This window comes from Peribacillus sp. B-H-3 (assembly GCF_048572925.1).
Taxonomy (GTDB): domain Bacteria; phylum Bacillota; class Bacilli; order Bacillales; family DSM-1321; genus Peribacillus.
This window is the reverse complement of sequence record NZ_CP183879.1, coordinates 238,367-253,017: the sequence shown is the minus strand read 5'-3', so window position 1 is coordinate 253,017 and position 14,651 is coordinate 238,367. Positions and strand designations below refer to the sequence as shown.

Annotated in this window: 17 protein-coding genes; 10 read left to right on the top strand and 7 right to left on the bottom strand. The window is 43.0% G+C overall.

Annotated features, from left to right (window positions below; translation table 11 throughout):
• Positions 1-166 precede the first annotated feature (166 nt).
• Complete coding sequence (locus tag ACN6MY_RS01095) at positions 167-1,066, top strand: Cof-type HAD-IIB family hydrolase (RefSeq protein ID WP_419882442.1); 900 nt, start codon at positions 167-169, stop codon at positions 1,064-1,066.
• Between the two features lie 632 nt (positions 1,067-1,698).
• On the opposite strand, the gene bshB2 is transcribed toward ACN6MY_RS01095, so the two are convergent.
• From bshB2 to pdxK, 3 genes are all read right to left on the bottom strand, one after another.
• Complete coding sequence (bshB2, locus tag ACN6MY_RS01090; RefSeq protein ID WP_071351023.1) at positions 1,699-2,373, bottom strand: bacillithiol biosynthesis deacetylase BshB2; 675 nt, start codon at positions 2,371-2,373, stop codon at positions 1,699-1,701.
• 69 nt (positions 2,374-2,442) lie between these two features.
• On the bottom strand, positions 2,443-2,790 hold the full coding sequence (locus ACN6MY_RS01085; protein ID WP_419882441.1) for a YojF family protein: 348 nt from the start codon (positions 2,788-2,790) through the stop codon (positions 2,443-2,445).
• Between the two features lie 179 nt (positions 2,791-2,969).
• Entirely contained in the window at positions 2,970-3,800 is an 831-nt protein-coding gene (gene pdxK / locus ACN6MY_RS01080) for a pyridoxine/pyridoxal/pyridoxamine kinase (protein ID WP_419882440.1), read from the bottom strand.
• Positions 3,801-4,000: 200 nt separating this feature from the next.
• On the opposite strand from pdxK, the gene mobA reads away from it, so the two are divergent.
• The 4 genes from mobA (at position 4,001) to ACN6MY_RS01060 (ending at position 6,490) form a co-directional block, all read left to right on the top strand.
• The gene (mobA, locus tag ACN6MY_RS01075; RefSeq protein ID WP_419882439.1) at positions 4,001-4,642 is read left to right on the top strand and encodes a molybdenum cofactor guanylyltransferase; all 642 of its coding nucleotides are present in this window, start codon (positions 4,001-4,003) and stop codon (positions 4,640-4,642) included.
• A gap of 131 nt (positions 4,643-4,773) precedes the next feature.
• Positions 4,774-5,238: a molybdenum cofactor biosynthesis protein MoaE gene (locus tag ACN6MY_RS01070; protein ID WP_419882438.1), complete on the top strand. Its 465-nt coding sequence runs from the start codon at positions 4,774-4,776 to the stop codon at positions 5,236-5,238.
• Positions 5,231-5,464 (top strand): molybdopterin converting factor subunit 1, encoded by a 234-nt coding sequence (gene moaD, locus ACN6MY_RS01065; protein ID WP_419882437.1) that lies wholly within the window; start codon positions 5,231-5,233, stop codon positions 5,462-5,464. The genes ACN6MY_RS01070 and moaD overlap by 8 nt, the downstream gene beginning before the upstream one ends.
• A gap of 6 nt (positions 5,465-5,470) precedes the next feature.
• Positions 5,471-6,490, top strand: coding sequence for a MoeB/ThiF family adenylyltransferase (locus tag ACN6MY_RS01060; protein ID WP_419882436.1), 1,020 nt, complete (start codon positions 5,471-5,473; stop codon positions 6,488-6,490).
• Between the two features lie 116 nt (positions 6,491-6,606).
• Here ACN6MY_RS01060 and ACN6MY_RS01055 read toward each other — a convergent pair whose 3' ends face one another.
• Positions 6,607-6,936 (bottom strand): general stress protein, encoded by a 330-nt coding sequence (locus tag ACN6MY_RS01055; RefSeq protein WP_419882435.1) that lies wholly within the window; start codon positions 6,934-6,936, stop codon positions 6,607-6,609.
• Between the two features lie 218 nt (positions 6,937-7,154).
• Here ACN6MY_RS01055 and ACN6MY_RS01050 point away from each other — a divergent pair, with 218 nt between their 5' ends.
• The 3 genes from ACN6MY_RS01050 to ACN6MY_RS01040 all read left to right on the top strand — a co-directional run bounded on the left by ACN6MY_RS01050 (position 7,155) and on the right by ACN6MY_RS01040 (position 8,656).
• A complete protein-coding gene (locus tag ACN6MY_RS01050; RefSeq protein WP_419882434.1) occupies positions 7,155-7,841 on the top strand; it encodes a uracil-DNA glycosylase in 687 nt (228 codons plus the stop codon).
• A gap of 128 nt (positions 7,842-7,969) precedes the next feature.
• A complete protein-coding gene (locus ACN6MY_RS01045) occupies positions 7,970-8,269 on the top strand; it encodes a YwdI family protein (protein ID WP_419882433.1) in 300 nt (99 codons plus the stop codon).
• A gap of 18 nt (positions 8,270-8,287) precedes the next feature.
• Positions 8,288-8,656: a DUF423 domain-containing protein gene (locus ACN6MY_RS01040; RefSeq protein WP_090988573.1), complete on the top strand. Its 369-nt coding sequence runs from the start codon at positions 8,288-8,290 to the stop codon at positions 8,654-8,656.
• A 348-nt stretch (positions 8,657-9,004) separates the two neighbouring features.
• Here ACN6MY_RS01040 and gerQ read toward each other — a convergent pair whose 3' ends face one another.
• Together gerQ and hemQ are read right to left on the bottom strand one after the other, a co-directional pair.
• Positions 9,005-9,490 carry a spore coat protein GerQ gene (gene gerQ / locus ACN6MY_RS01035; protein WP_071351034.1) on the bottom strand — a complete coding sequence of 162 codons (486 nt, stop codon included), beginning with the start codon at positions 9,488-9,490 and terminating at the stop codon, positions 9,005-9,007.
• A gap of 259 nt (positions 9,491-9,749) precedes the next feature.
• Positions 9,750-10,511, bottom strand: a complete 762-nt coding sequence (gene hemQ / locus ACN6MY_RS01030; protein ID WP_419882432.1) for a hydrogen peroxide-dependent heme synthase — start codon at positions 10,509-10,511, stop codon at positions 9,750-9,752.
• A gap of 755 nt (positions 10,512-11,266) precedes the next feature.
• Between hemQ and pta the strand changes: the two genes are divergently transcribed.
• Positions 11,267-12,244: a phosphate acetyltransferase gene (gene pta, locus ACN6MY_RS01025; RefSeq protein WP_419882431.1), complete on the top strand. Its 978-nt coding sequence runs from the start codon at positions 11,267-11,269 to the stop codon at positions 12,242-12,244.
• A 157-nt stretch (positions 12,245-12,401) separates the two neighbouring features.
• Positions 12,402-13,244, top strand: coding sequence for a lipoate--protein ligase family protein (locus tag ACN6MY_RS01020; protein WP_419882430.1), 843 nt, complete (start codon positions 12,402-12,404; stop codon positions 13,242-13,244).
• Between the two features lie 401 nt (positions 13,245-13,645).
• Here ACN6MY_RS01020 and ACN6MY_RS01015 read toward each other — a convergent pair whose 3' ends face one another.
• Entirely contained in the window at positions 13,646-14,392 is a 747-nt protein-coding gene (locus ACN6MY_RS01015) for an RsfA family transcriptional regulator (RefSeq protein WP_419882429.1), read from the bottom strand.
• Between the last annotated feature and the right edge of the window lie 259 nt (positions 14,393-14,651).

Here is a 14,651-nt window from a genome sequence, read left to right as displayed (position 1 = left end):
ACTTTTTATGTACCCGTTTGCGTTAAAAGAAAACACAGCAGTGCCCGCAGGACAAAAAACTCTGCGATGAGGAGACAAATATGTTATAGTGTGTAAAAAAAGCATATTAGTGGAAGTATGTTAATAAAAGCTGTTTCTGAAAGATAACAATGGGGAACTTAATACAGTGCAAAAGAAAAAATGCGGGGTGTATTCATTGATCCAAACGATAGCAATTGATATGGACGGAACATTATTAAATAAGCAGCAAAAAGTAAGTGCGGAAAATAAAAGAGCTATAGAGCGTGCGCAGAAAGAGGGAGTGGAAATCGTTATTGTAACAGGGCGTTCTTTTCAGGAAGCCCGGTTTGCTTTGGACGAGGCAAATATCGTGTGCCCGGTGATTTGTGTAAATGGTGCGGCCATTTTTTCTGAAAGCGGCGTACCTGCCTATTCAAGCACACTCAATGTTAAGGACGTCATATTTGCCGCAAAAACTCTTGAGGAAAAGAAAATTTACTTTGAAATTTACACGAATAAAGGTGTGTATTCCAAGAACTACGAGAAATCAGTCGATGCATTGATTGATATCATTATTACAGCCAACCCAGAGCTTGACCGGCAAACAGCCACAGATCATGCCATGGAGCGCCTGACATTGGGACATATCATATCAGTGGAAAATTATGAAATACTATATGATAATCCTGAACTTCAGTATTTGAAGCTTCTTGCATTCTCCAATGATGATAATAAAATGAATGCCACAGCTGAATTTTTGACTGAAAAAAATCGTTTTGCAGTCAGCTCTTCCGGCTTTGAGAACCTGGAAATCACAAACAAGCAAGCACAAAAAGGAATTACTCTCGGGAAATACCTGGAGAGCAAGGGGAAATCCCTGGAACAGGCAATGGCCATAGGAGATAATTATAACGATATCTCAATGTTTAAGGCGGCCGGAATATCTGTTGCAATGGGGAATGCACCGCTTGAAATTCAGCAGGTAGCTGATTTTGTCACAAAACGCAATGATGAAGATGGCGTAGCACATGCTATCTTGAGCCTGCTTGAGGGCCGGGAAATCTAACAGCCGGAAGCTTCCTGGTGCTTGGCATCTGCGGGCTTTGATTGATTCATGTTTTTTAATGATGTTTATGTATAAAAAAAGCAAAAAGGGGCTATCCTTAAACCATGATGAATTTTTCATAGTAATCCCCCTTTTTAGAGCCTGCTGCATGCAGGCTATTTTTTTAGGCTGTTTTCGTAAACTTTGCTGGGGGATTCCCGCTCCAGGATGCTCGCTTTCCGTAAGGCGGGCGTTGACCATACTTGGCTTTACCTGCGGGGTCTCAACTTACCGCAGGAGTCCCGCACCTTTCGCTCCCATCAACCTCCTTTAATGGTGAGATTGCCTCACAGAACCCATCAAAAAACAACAATCTTTAAAAGAGAGCCTTTTTTTATTTACTCGAAAATTTATTGACTTCCATTTTTATGGACGCACCCGATTTGCTCACAATTTGAGCCAATTACGCATTGATTAGAGCGAATCCAGCTTCATTCGAGCCAATTCGGACTTCATTCGAGCGAATTGGCTGCTCACGGTTAAAATAATCCGCAGGGCGGGGGAAAGCAAAATAAATTATAAGGTAACACAGTGAACAATCAGAAAAAAACCTTCAAAGCCTGGATGTTCAGGGCCCTGAAGGTTTTTCTCAATTATTTTTTGGGCCACTGATAGGTCCAAAGGCGTTCGTTGCGGATCCAGGAAAGAAGCTGCGGATCATTGTTCTTCATTTTGTCTGCCCATGTGGCAAGCATGGATTCAGTCTGGGAGCGGTGAGCTTTCATGGCTGCCAGCTTTTTATCCTGGACAGCAGTGACATCATGGTTGATATCCGCCTCACCGAGTTCATCTGTACAATTATTTGAAAATGCTGCGCAATACAGCTTTGGCCGGCTTGCTTCATCGATGCGTTCTACAGCACGGACCACTGCTCTGCCTGTTGCCTCATGATCGGGATGGACACTGTATCCAGGGTAGAATGTGATGATAAGAGAAGGATCCAATTCGCTGATTATAGCGGAAATTTTTCCTGTCAGCTCCTCATCGTCCTCGAATTCAACCGTTTTATCACGAAGTCCCATCATGCGCAAATCCTTGATACCTATTGCATCTGCAGCATCCTGTAATTCCTTTTTGCGGATTTTAGGAAGTGATTCTCTTGTTGCAAATGGCGGATTGCCCAGGTTGCGGCCCATTTCGCCCAATGTCAGGCAGACATAGGTTACAGGGGTGCCCATTTCTGCGTAAGAAGCAAGTGTTCCGGAAACTCCAAATGCCTCATCATCAGGATGAGGAAATACAACTAGTACCTGACGTTCTTTTTCCAATGTATGTGCTCCTTTCTGATTTTTATTCCGCGTTAACGGAGTAAGGCCTTATTCCGATAAATGTTCCCGTTATTCAAAAGGGAAGGGGCTGATTTCCAGCGCTACTGCAAGCTTTCCTGTGAAATCAAGTCCGGCAAGCAGCAATCTTCCCTGATTATCAATTTCATAGTGGGTCAGGCCTTCAGCATAGATCCAGCCTATCGCAAGCTTCAAACCAACCCTGTAGGGATCGGTTCCTGCTATTTTTCCATGTTCATATTGAACGAATGCATTGCGTATATAAGCTCCTGCTGAGAAAAAAGATTCATCATTATGAGTGGCATATGCACCGTTCGTTGTTTCAAGATGCAAATATACATCTTGTTGGGCAAACGAATCAATAGCCTGCTGCACTCCTGTGCGATCGATTGGTTTCATTGCAACTCCTCCTTCAATAGCCCGGCAATCTGAATATCTATAGCTAATGTATAGTATCTTTCTATCTTACTAAAAACATAAGCAAAAAGCGAAAGGATGAGATTGAGTTTTCCAGAAAAGCTTTTCACAGTGCAAAAAAAGAGCCTTGTCCAAAAAGGAACAAGCACTCTTTGCGAATCTTATTTTTCAGCTTCCGGACGGCCTGCAACATAGCTGCGGTATGCACCGTGCATAACAGGGCCGACATACTGGTTTAGCTTCCATGAATGGCGGATTGCCTCAGAAATGAATTCCTTGGCGGTATAAATTGCTTCCTTCACAGATTTTCCTTTTGCAAGCTCAGCTGTAATCGCAGCTGAATAGGTGCATCCGGCTCCATGCGTATAAGCAGTTTCAATCTTTTCTGACTCAAGGATTTCAAACTCTTTTCCATCATAAAGCAAGTCGATTGCTTTTTCATGTTCAAGCTTGCTTCCGCCTTTGATCAATACATATTGAGCACCAAGTTCATGGATTTTTTCAGCGGCTTTTTTCATATCATCAACAGTTGTAATAGGTCCAGTTTGTGATAATTGCCACGCTTCAAAAAGGTTCGGTGTTACAACAGTCGCCCGCGGAACCAATACTTCGCGAAGCGCCACGGCTGTTTCAGGATTCAGGACCTCATCTGTTCCCTTGCACACCATAACTGGATCGATGACAACATTTTTTAATTGGTTTTCATCAATTGTACGGGCTGCGAGCTCAATGATTTCCACTGTTCCGAGCATCCCGGTTTTCATGGAATCAATGCCGGTTGAAAGAATTGTATCTAATTGAGCCTGCAGGGCATCTATATCTTGGACAAATACTTTATGGTTCCAATTATCCTTGGGATCCATGGTTGCAATAACTGTTAAAGCGGTCATTCCATATACGCCAAGCTCCTGGAAAGTTTTTAAATCTGCCTGGATTCCTGCTCCGCCGCTGGCATCTGAGCCCGCGATGGAAAGTGCCTTTTTCATTGTCATTATACTTGCCTCCCCAAAAAAATCTGCGGTATTTCTTTTGAAATATCTTATGATTAGTATACCATATTCGGCTAAAACTACATGAAATGAGATTTCCATGGGCGGCTATTACTTCAAGTGCATGTATAAGGAAAATGAAGTAATCTTGTACAATAGCCGATAATAAAGTCCGGCAGGTATCATGCGAAGGAGAATGATTTATGAAGGACACAGAAAAGAGAAAAAGTGAAACAACAGCTATTCTTCTGGCGGGGGGGAAGTCGAGCAGGATGGGTGTAAATAAGGCTCTCTTAAGTATGTCACATGGAGTTAATATTGCTGCCATTGCCGGGGAATTAGAGAAAGAAGCGGGTGGGGCGGTGCTGATTACGAATACCCCGGATTCTTACAAATTCCTTGGTTTGCCGATGATTGCAGACCGCTATAAAGAGTCTGGCCCTTTAGGGGGAATTCACGCCGGACTGTGTGCTTCAAAGACTGACATCAATCTTATAGCTGCTTGCGACATGCCATTTATTAAGGCTGAAGCTGCCCGTGAGATGGTTATGCATATAGGGGAATATGACGCAGCAGTTCCTGAGATTCATGGCCAGCTGCATCCTCTATTTGCCGTCTACAGAAAATCATGTCTGCCCGTATTGAAGGCATGTCTGGAAGAGGGGCAGCTGAAAGTGCGTCATTTCTTAAATGGAGTGCGCGTAAAAGTGCTAAAGGAAACAGATTTCAAACTATTCCATCAGCAGCCTGAATTTTTCCCCCACATCTTCTACAATATGAATGACCGTGAGGAGTATGAAAAGGCAAAAAAGATGGAACGGGAATACCGGCGTTTCCTCAATTAATAGCTGGATGAAATGCTGTATGTTCTATAAGGAATGGTTTAGAAGCATACAGCTTTGTAAACAGAGTTCAATAGCATATAATTTATATGATACATCTTGGTAAGTAATTTTTTATAAAAAGGATGAAATTCATGAATTATGAAATATCAGGGACTCCTATTCAAATACAAGACGTGATTGATAAAGTAGCGGATAGAAATGCAGGAGCAATCACCACTTTTATCGGAACTGTAAGGGAAATGACCAAGGGAAAGAAAACCTTGCATTTAATATATGAAGCATACGAAGCGATGGCTGTGAAAAAGCTGGAGCAGATAGGGCTTGAAATCAAGGAACGCTGGCCAGATGCGAAAACGGCCATTACCCATCGTACCGGCAGGCTTGAAATAACAGATGTGGCAGTGGTCATTGCTATAAGTACGCCGCACAGGAATGATGCCTATGAAGCCAACCGCTATGCGATAGAAAGAATTAAGGAAATTGTTCCGATCTGGAAAAAGGAACATTGGGAAGATGGAGAAAAATGGATCGGAAATCAAAAAGAGACCATCAGTTATCCATCCGGAAAACCTGAAGGAGAGGATTTGAATGATTAAAGTTTTATTTTTTGCTCATTTAAAGGATGCAGCTGGAAAAGATGAAATTTCTATTGAGGGAAGCGGCATGACAGTTTCCAGCCTTAAGGACACGATCGCTTCTGAATTTGGCATTGACACTCTTGATTCTGCCATGACAGCCATCAATGAGGAATTTGCCGATGAGGAGACGGTTCTTCAAGAGGGAGACACCGTTGCTTTTATTCCGCCGGTCAGCGGGGGGTAATGAAGGATGAATGAGCGCTATTCCAGACAAACTCTGTTCGCCCCTGTCGGTGAAAAAGGGCTTAATAAAATCAGGGGAAAGCATGTATTGCTGATTGGTGCAGGTGCTCTTGGGTCTGCAAATGCGGAAATTCTGGCCAGGGCTGGCATCGGCAAGCTGACTATTGTGGACCGTGATTATGTGGAAGAAAGTAACCTGCAGCGCCAGCAGCTGTACACGGAGGAAGATGTGAAAGAAAAGCTTCCTAAAGCTGAGGCAGCCAAAAAGCACTTGCAGCTCATAAACAGCGAGGTCAATATAAGGGCTGTTATTATGGATGCGACAGCCGTGAGTCTCGAGGGGATGCTGGAAGGTGTATCTCTGATCATGGATGCCACAGATAACTTCGAAACAAGGATGGTTATTAACGACCTTTCCCAGAAACATAGGATTCCCTGGATATATGGAGCTTGTGTCGGAAGTGTGGGGATGAGTTTCACCATAATTCCGGGTGTGACTCCTTGCCTGAATTGTCTGCTGAGATCCATGCCCATACAGGGGATGACCTGTGATACCGGGGGCATCATTTCTCCAGCAGTCATGATGACGGTTGCCCACCAGTCTGCCGAGGCTTTTAAGATTCTAGTAGAGGATTGGGAAGCCGTTTCTCCAGGCTTTTCCACCTTTGATGTTTGGAGAAATCAATATCAGACTATAAAAATGGGCAAGGCAAAGAAAAAGGATTGCCTTTCCTGCGGCGAAAATGCAGTTTATCCATTTTTACAGCTTGAAAATGCCACAAAGTCCACTGTTCTTTGCGGCCGGGATACGGTTCAGATAAGGCCGCCCCGTTCACTTGCTATCAAGCTTGATAAGCTTGCTGCAGATTTGGCAGGAAGCGGGTATCAAGTGAAGTCGAATCCATTTTTAGTTTCCCTGGAGCATGAGGGAGAAAGAATGGTTGTGTTTGGGGATGGACGGGCATTGATTCACGGCACAAAGGATCTTGCACATGCTAAAGCCTTCTATCAGCGGATTTTGGGCTAAAAATTAAAGAGGTATAAAAAAATCCAGCGCCCTATGGCCCCAAGAGGCTAAGGTGCTGAATTTTTTTATGGAAAAGGGCTGCAGTCTGCAGCCCTCTTTGTGTTTCATTTATTGGATCAATCAGCATCCTTGCTTGCTACTAGCACGACCTTGCCTTTATCCAATTCTTTTTCATATTGGGCAGCTTCTGTTTCTGTCAGGCCAAGATTGCCCATTCTGTTGCGAAGCTCATCGCCGCGTGATTTGAATAGATTTCCCACTGAATCCAGAAGACCTTGTTCTTTAACGCCTACTGATTCTGTGTCAGTATTTTCCGTTAAGTGCTGTGAACGGTCTTTATCATGTGCAAATAGATAAATATCTTCATTGGTAAAGCCTGAAGTCGTCAACTCGTCAATTTTTTCTTTTGCCTGAACGCCATTTTCTAATACATGTACTTGATACATAATGAAATTCCTCCTTAAGATTTAACCGTTTTGATATTTTTTAAATGATATGGTGAATAGCTATGTTTTATATGTAGCCGTTTAGATAGAATCTAAAACATCTATTTTCTGCCATCTATTAAAGACCCGCCAGCAGAACCATAGTCTGCAGCAAGCGAAAGTTTCGTTCTTATCGTATAATGTTAGAAGACAAAGTACGGAGAAAGGAGACAGGGGAAATGACTGCGAAAATTCTTCATAATGACTGGGAGCCTTTGCTGGCAAGCGAATTTGAGAAGCCCTATTATTTGGAACTGAGAGAATTCTTAAAGAATGAATATGCACACAGGACGATATATCCTGAGCAAAATGATATCTTTAACGCCTTGCATAACACATCCTTTGAAGATGTGAAGGCTGTCATACTTGGACAAGATCCTTATCATGGCCCTCATCAGGCTCATGGGCTAAGCTTTTCAGTCAAACCGGAAGTACGGATTCCTCCTTCTTTGAAAAATATTTTCAAAGAGCTGAGAGACGACCTCGGCTGCAGCATTCCGGATCATGGCTATTTAATACAATGGGCGAAGCAGGGAGTACTTCTCCTGAATACGGTATTAACTGTCCGGGAGGGTGAAGCGCATTCCCACAGGGGAAAAGGGTGGGAAACGTTCACCAATAAGGTGATTGAAACTCTGAGCAGCAGACAAAAGCCGATTGTATTTGTGTTATGGGGCAAGCCGGCTCAAAGTAAAATATCTTTAATTGACACCAGCAGACACAAAATCATTACATCAGTTCATCCGAGTCCGCTTTCAGCCAGCAGAGGTTTTTTTGGCAGCCGGCCATTTTCTGCCGTGAATGCTTACCTTAAAGAAGCAGGAGAAAAGGAAATTGACTGGCAAATCCATAATCTTGAAACATAATTAAAATCGACAATGTTCCACATGAAACATTTTGTGAATCATCCTTTCCAATCAAATTTTGAATGGAAAAGCCATTTTTGTTATGCTAAAAAAAGAAAATGATCCGGCATCTGAATGAGGTGGGAAGAATGAATATTTCATCAGGAAGAGTATTGGCTAAAATGGAAGATATGATTACTAAGGCAAAGTTTGCTGAATCACAGGACAAGCTGAATGGCTATGCAATAGCTATTCAGGCATTGTGCGAAGTTCTGATTGATGACATTGAACATACAGACAAGAGGCATGAAGTCACTGCCCGTGCAGATCAGCAGCTAAGCCTATATACAGGCACACAGGTTCCGCAATCACCTTCACCTGTCTCTATGCCGCAAACAAAGCCTGTGAAAATGGAAGATGCGAATGGTGATTCACTATTTGACTTTTAAGAGCGAAGGAGAAAAAGTATGAAAATATTCTTGATTTTAGGAGCTATTAACGCTTTTGTTGCAGTAGCTTTAGGAGCCTTTGGAGCACATGGCCTTGAGGGGAAAATTCCTGATAAATACCTGGAAGTATGGAAAACAGGTGTTACATACGAAATGTTTCATGCCCTTGGTCTTCTGGCCCTCGGTATACTTGCAGGAAAAATATCAAGCCCGCTAATCAACTGGTCAGGGTGGCTGATGTTTGCCGGCATCATTTTATTCTCCGGCAGCCTGTACGTATTAAGCGTCACTCAAATTAAACCGCTCGGGGCCATTACGCCCCTCGGCGGAGTATCATTCCTTGCTGCCTGGGTTCTGCTGATTACAGCTGTATCTAAGCATTTATAAAAAAAGGAAGGCAAAAGCTAATGAAAAATGCTTCTGCCTTCTTTTTTTATTTTACGCGCCTTATGCTGGTCAAGGCTGAACAAGGCGCTTCCGCTTTTTATTGAATCCAGCTTCAGTGCCTAGCCTTTCGAGGTCATAAGTCACTCAAGAATTGAAGGCAAAGGGCGCCTTCTATTCTTGCGCGCCTTATGCTGGTCAAGGCTGAACAAGGCGCTTTCTCTTTTTATTAATCCAGCTGCAGCGCCTAGCCTCTCGAGGTCATAAGTCACGCAAGAATTGAAAGCAAAGAGCGCCTTCTATTCTTGCGCGCCTTATGCTGGTCGAGGCTGGACAAGGCGCTTTCGCTTTTTAGCGGGGAGGGTAGGATGCGAGGTTTGCTCCTCCGCCGTATGGATATTCATATTCTATTTCTTCTTCGAATGTAACATAATCCAGATAAACCATTGGAATCAGGTAGCGTACTCCTGTTTGCGGATCACTGAGGATGAGGTGGTCACGGCCAGCTGCTTCGATAATGCCTTTAAAAATTTTGGCGTTCCATTCCTTGTTGTTTTCAAAAGTGGTATAGACGGTTGCAAGCTTGCCTTTGTTGAGGCGGAGAATATTTTCAATGTAAGACTCTTCGACAGGAAGCATGCCAGGAACCTGGGGTCCTCCGGATCCCTGTGATCCCCCGGCACTGACGGGCGGCATTTGGGGCTGCTGCGATGGATACGAAATTGGCTGCTGATAGCCCTGCTGCTGGCCTATGTTCTGAGATGGGTTTACATTTCCATATGGAGTGTAGGGTGTTCTGTAATTCTCATAGGGATTATTATAATTTCCTTGATTCATTTCATTCCCTCCAAATATCGCAAAATATGAACGTGCCGCGAAAAAGCTTTTCAGCTATGTTGAAAAAATCCACCTCACATGATGCTGAAGAAGATGTATGAACGAAATTTATTAAGCCGGTGAAATGAATTCATCACTATTTCAATTGTATGGGCTTAGCTTAATTTTTATTCCAAAAAGGGAGGAAGTCAGTACGCACGGGAGAAATAACTGGAGGAGAGCAAAAGAAAAACCCCCGGCAAACCGGGAGCTTCATGTTTTAAACGTATAAAAAAGCTGGGATGTTTTCTTCAGGAAGAAGATTTCCGACGAAGAAAGAGCCGAATTCACCATAACGTGCGCTTACTTCATCAAAACGCATTTCATACACAAGCTTTTTGAATTGAAGCACATCATCAGCAAACAAGGTAACTCCCCACTCATAATCATCAAAGCCCACAGAGCCGGAAATGATTTGTTTAACAAGTCCGGCATACTTTCTGCCAATCATGCCGTGGGAGCGCATCAGGCTGCGGCGTTCGTCCATGGGAAGCATGTACCAGTTGTCGTTTCCGTCACGGCGCTTGTCCATAGGGTAAAAGCACACATGCTTGGATTTAGGCAGAATCGGATATAAACGGGCGCGTACACCCGGATTCTGGTAAGGATCTTCTCCGCCAGGGAGGTAGTTGCTCAATTCAACTACTGAAACATATGAAGAAGCTGGAATTGTAAATTCAGCCAATTTGGATTTGTTGAATTCCATTTCGATCTGATTTAATTCTTCCATCGTTGGGCGTGCAAACATTAACATGAAATCAGCTTTTTGTCCTACTATGGAATATAGGGCGTGGCTGCCTTCGCTATTGCTTTGTACGGTATTCCATTTATCAAGCAATCCCTGAAATTCGGAAATTGCCAGTTGACGCTCATCGCCGGAAATCTGTTTCCATGAGGTCCAGTCAATCAGGCGGAAATCATGAAGGCAATACCAGCCATCAAGTGTTTGTGCTGCTTCACTCATACAATCACTCCTAATCATTCAAAACGTATATCCTTACTATACCATAGTTTGATTTAAAGAAAATTTATAAGAACACCAATCCGTAAGGAACAGGGACTATGTTCAAAAAAAGTTCATATTTACATCATTTCCAAGGGGAGCTGCTTTAAACAGGCCTTTTTATTCGTTTTATTTCTTCATGGAAGCTTGCTGCAGGATAAAGTCGATGGAGTACGCTAATAAACTGCAACCATGTTTGAAGGATGTTGAAAATCAGAAAAACTCTCATTCTTGTCTTTTGGGTTTAAATTGAATTCATATAAAAGGATTAAGATGCTGAAAAAAAGGAAATTATCAATTTAGGGAAACTTTCATAGGGGTTTTTCACCCCTGCGCTGTTTAGATAAGGCTCTTCTCTTAAAGAATGTTGTTTTTTAATGTGTTCTGTGACGCAATCATATTGTTAAAATCAGGTTGATTGGAGCGTAAGGTGCGAGACTCCTGCGGGATTAGCGGGAAGGTGAGACCCCGCAAGCGCAGCTGAGGAGGCTCACCGCCCGCCCCGCGGAAAGCGAGCATCCTGGAGCGGAAGTCAACCACTTGTTGAATAGCAACAAAGTTTACGAAAACAGCCTTAGATAAAGAAATTAGTTTAAATTGAATACTATTAACTGCAATAAAGTAATTGAAGAAGGATTGTTACGGCCGGTTAAGGCAAATTAAAGACAGATTCTTCTTTTTGCTTCTGAATATAGCTGATATACTTTTTTGAAAATAGAGGAGGAGATGTGTATATGAGAGATTTATTTGACGTTTTAAAAGAAAAGATCACCGGCAACAATTTAAGGATTGTTTTTCCGGAAAGCATGGATGAAAGAGTGCTAAGGGCAGCAGGAAGGCTTGCGGAAGAAAAGCTGCTTACTCCTATTTTAATTGGCCCAATCGAAGGGGTAATGGACAAGGCAAAGGAACTGGGAATTTCAGTGGAGGCCTGTGAAATTTATGATCCCTCCAACTATATAATGACCGACGAGTTGGTAGCTTCCTTTGTGGAATGCCGCAATGGCAAGGCAACCGCAGAATCTGCCCGTTCTATCCTTTTAGATGAAAATTACTTTGGCACGATGCTGGTTCATACAAACAAAGCAGACGGGCTGGTAAGCGGGGCTTCACATTCGACTGCTGATACAGTAAGGCCGGCACTTCAGATTATCAAGACCAAGCCGGAAGTGAATAAAACCTCTGGTGTGTTTATAATGGTCCGCGATGATGAACGCTATGTGTTTGCAGATTGTGCCATCAATATTTCTCCGGACAGCCATGATCTTGCTGAAATTGCCATAGAAAGTGCTAAAACTGCCCGCATGTTCGATATTGAGCCGCGTGTAGCAATGCTTAGCTTTTCGACGAAGGGTTCAGCCGTATCGCCGGAAACCGAAAAGGTGTCACATGCTGTTAGGGAAGCACAGGCTAAGGACCCAAGCCTGATTCTTGATGGAGAATTCCAGTTTGACGCAGCGTTTGTACCTTCCGTTGCACAGAAAAAAGCGCCGGATTCCCTTATTCAAGGAGATGCAAATGTATTTGTTTTCCCGAGTCTGGAAGCGGGAAATATCGGATACAAAATTGCTCAGCGTTTTGGGAATTTTGAAGCGGTAGGACCGATTCTGCAAGGGCTGAACCGTCCTGTAAATGATCTGTCAAGGGGCTGCAGCGAAGAAGATGTCTATAAGCTGGCTCTGATCACTGCTGCACAGGCTTTGCATCATTGAAAAAAGAAAGCAGGCTGCAGGTTAACAGGCAGCCTGCTTTTTTGATTTTTCATTATGGTCTTCTCCTGCTCATCTCGAAGTGTCGGATTGCCCATGCTATAATAAAAAGCGTTCTATAGATTACTATTTAAATTACATCGCTAAAGGAAGAATACTTATGAATGATACAAGTTCATTGCTCAAACAGCCGCAATGGCGGATTATTGATCAATCGTCGCTGGGGGAAGGCTTTCACGCCCTGCAGTCCTTTGCCATGGATGATACACTTTGTGCTTCTGTTGGCGGAGGGAGTTCCTCTGCAGCCGCTAGAGCATGGGTTCACCATCGAACCATAGTACTTGGGATTCAGGATACTAAGCTTCCTTTTCTGGAAAATGGCCTGAAAATACTTGGCGAACAAGGATATCAGGTGATTGTCAGAAATTCCGGCGGACTGGCAGTGGTCCTTGATGAAGGGGTATTGAATATATCTTTAATCTTCCCTGAGACGGAACGGAAGATAGAAATCAACAGAGGCTATGATGCGATGTTTGAGCTGGTCAAATGCATGTTTTCCGATTTTGGCGCAACTATTGAAGCCAGGGAAATTACAGGTTCCTATTGTCCGGGAAGCTATGATTTAAGCATTGGCGGGAAAAAATTTGCAGGTATTTCACAGCGGCGCATCCGCAATGGTGTGGCTGTGCAGATATATCTGTGCGTAAATGGCAGCGGATCAGACAGGGCCTCCCTCATTAAAGGCTTCTACAAAGCTGCTAAAGAAAATGAGGAAACGAGATTTTCCTATCCTGAAATTAAGCCTTCAGTCATGGCATCATTAACAGAGCTGCTTTCTGTACCTTTGACCATTGGCGATGTCATGCTGAGGTTTCTGAGTTCTTTAAAGGAAATGGGGGGCAGCATAGCATCCTCTCAATTATCAGGAGAAGAATGGCCGCTATATGAAGCATATTTGACAAGAGTGACGGAAAGAAACGAAAAAGTCTTTCAGTCACTTTGATGTCCGGAAAAAAGTCTGCTTTTGATCCCGCCTTGGGTTCAAAAACGGATTTTTTTATTTTTATAGCTAAGGATATTAATGTTTCAATTGAAATAACGGGTATTTGCTGAAGTATAACGAAAATAACCTCGTTTTCAATAGTTTCATGAGGTGAACGGCATGGAGTTTTCAAGAGGAATTACCATTTAGTTGGATGATCAAACTAAATCAGCAGGGATTAGAGCCAAATTCTCTCTGATTAGAGCAAAAAACGTTATGATTAGAGCCAAATCTGGATCAAAATTCGAGCAGATGCGTGATTTTTGGAATTTTACTGCCTCAAATCGTCCCGCTATCCATAAGAAAGGGCCCTGTTAAAGCTTGCGCTAACAGAGTCCTTTTATATCACTATACCTGGTCCATTATTCTGCCAGTTTTTCAAGATTTCCATTTCGGTCCATTTTGAACTTAGTGGCAGGACGATCATCTTCCTCAAGTAAAACTAACTTTCTGGCTCGGTTCATGATTTTCATTAAAGTTTCATAATCTTCCTGGATAAGTCCGGTATTTTGCTCTAGACTTGATACCTTCTTTGCCAGTTCCTGATTTCTTGCTTTAAGCTCCTGAATTTCCAAGTGAAGCCGTTCGTTTTCGGATTTCAGGACCTCTGCCTGAAGCACAGCACCGTTCATGGATTGAAGATAAGAAATAACAAGATCAAGAGACAGCGGGCTGCCTGCAGCTTCGTATGGCCGGCTAGGAGCAGCGGCTTTTGGTTCAGGCCTAAGTTCGGCATAAATCAGCTCTTCAGCCTGATAATTGATAGTTTCGGATTCTTCCTGTCCGTCTATATCCGGCTGCACAGTGACAATATCCTGGATGGTCGGTGCAGGCGGGGTATACAGAAGGCGTTTCTTTCCTCCTTGATCTTTTCCTAAAATGCGCTGGCGCTGCTTTCGCTGTTTTTTTGCCAATTGAAGCGCTTTGTCATAGGTATGGCGGACAACGGCATTCCAGCGAAACCCGCAGGCTGCCGAGGTTCTGTTCAGTTTATCTCCGACTTCTTCAAATGCATTCAATTGAGTGCTGCCTTCACGGACATGTCTCAGAACTGTTTCTGCCAACAATAAATCATCTTCTTCGGTCCAAGCGTCTTGACGGACTTTCATACTGCCAACTCCCTTTCCTCTAGCATCCAAAAACAAAATTGGTAACATAGTAAATTCGTTTTTGCATTTGCCTGTAATGTATTTGCTTATCTACATGTTTGACACCTATTGAACTTTTTATACAGAAAACTAAAAGGATAGTAGTTTTTATTTCAGCAGACTTTTTAGCCGCAAATATATGTGCAGCATTGTTTTTAAACAGTGGAGGCAGGGTAGAATGTTAGAGAAAAAAATTCTTGTGTGCGAAAAATGTCTTTTT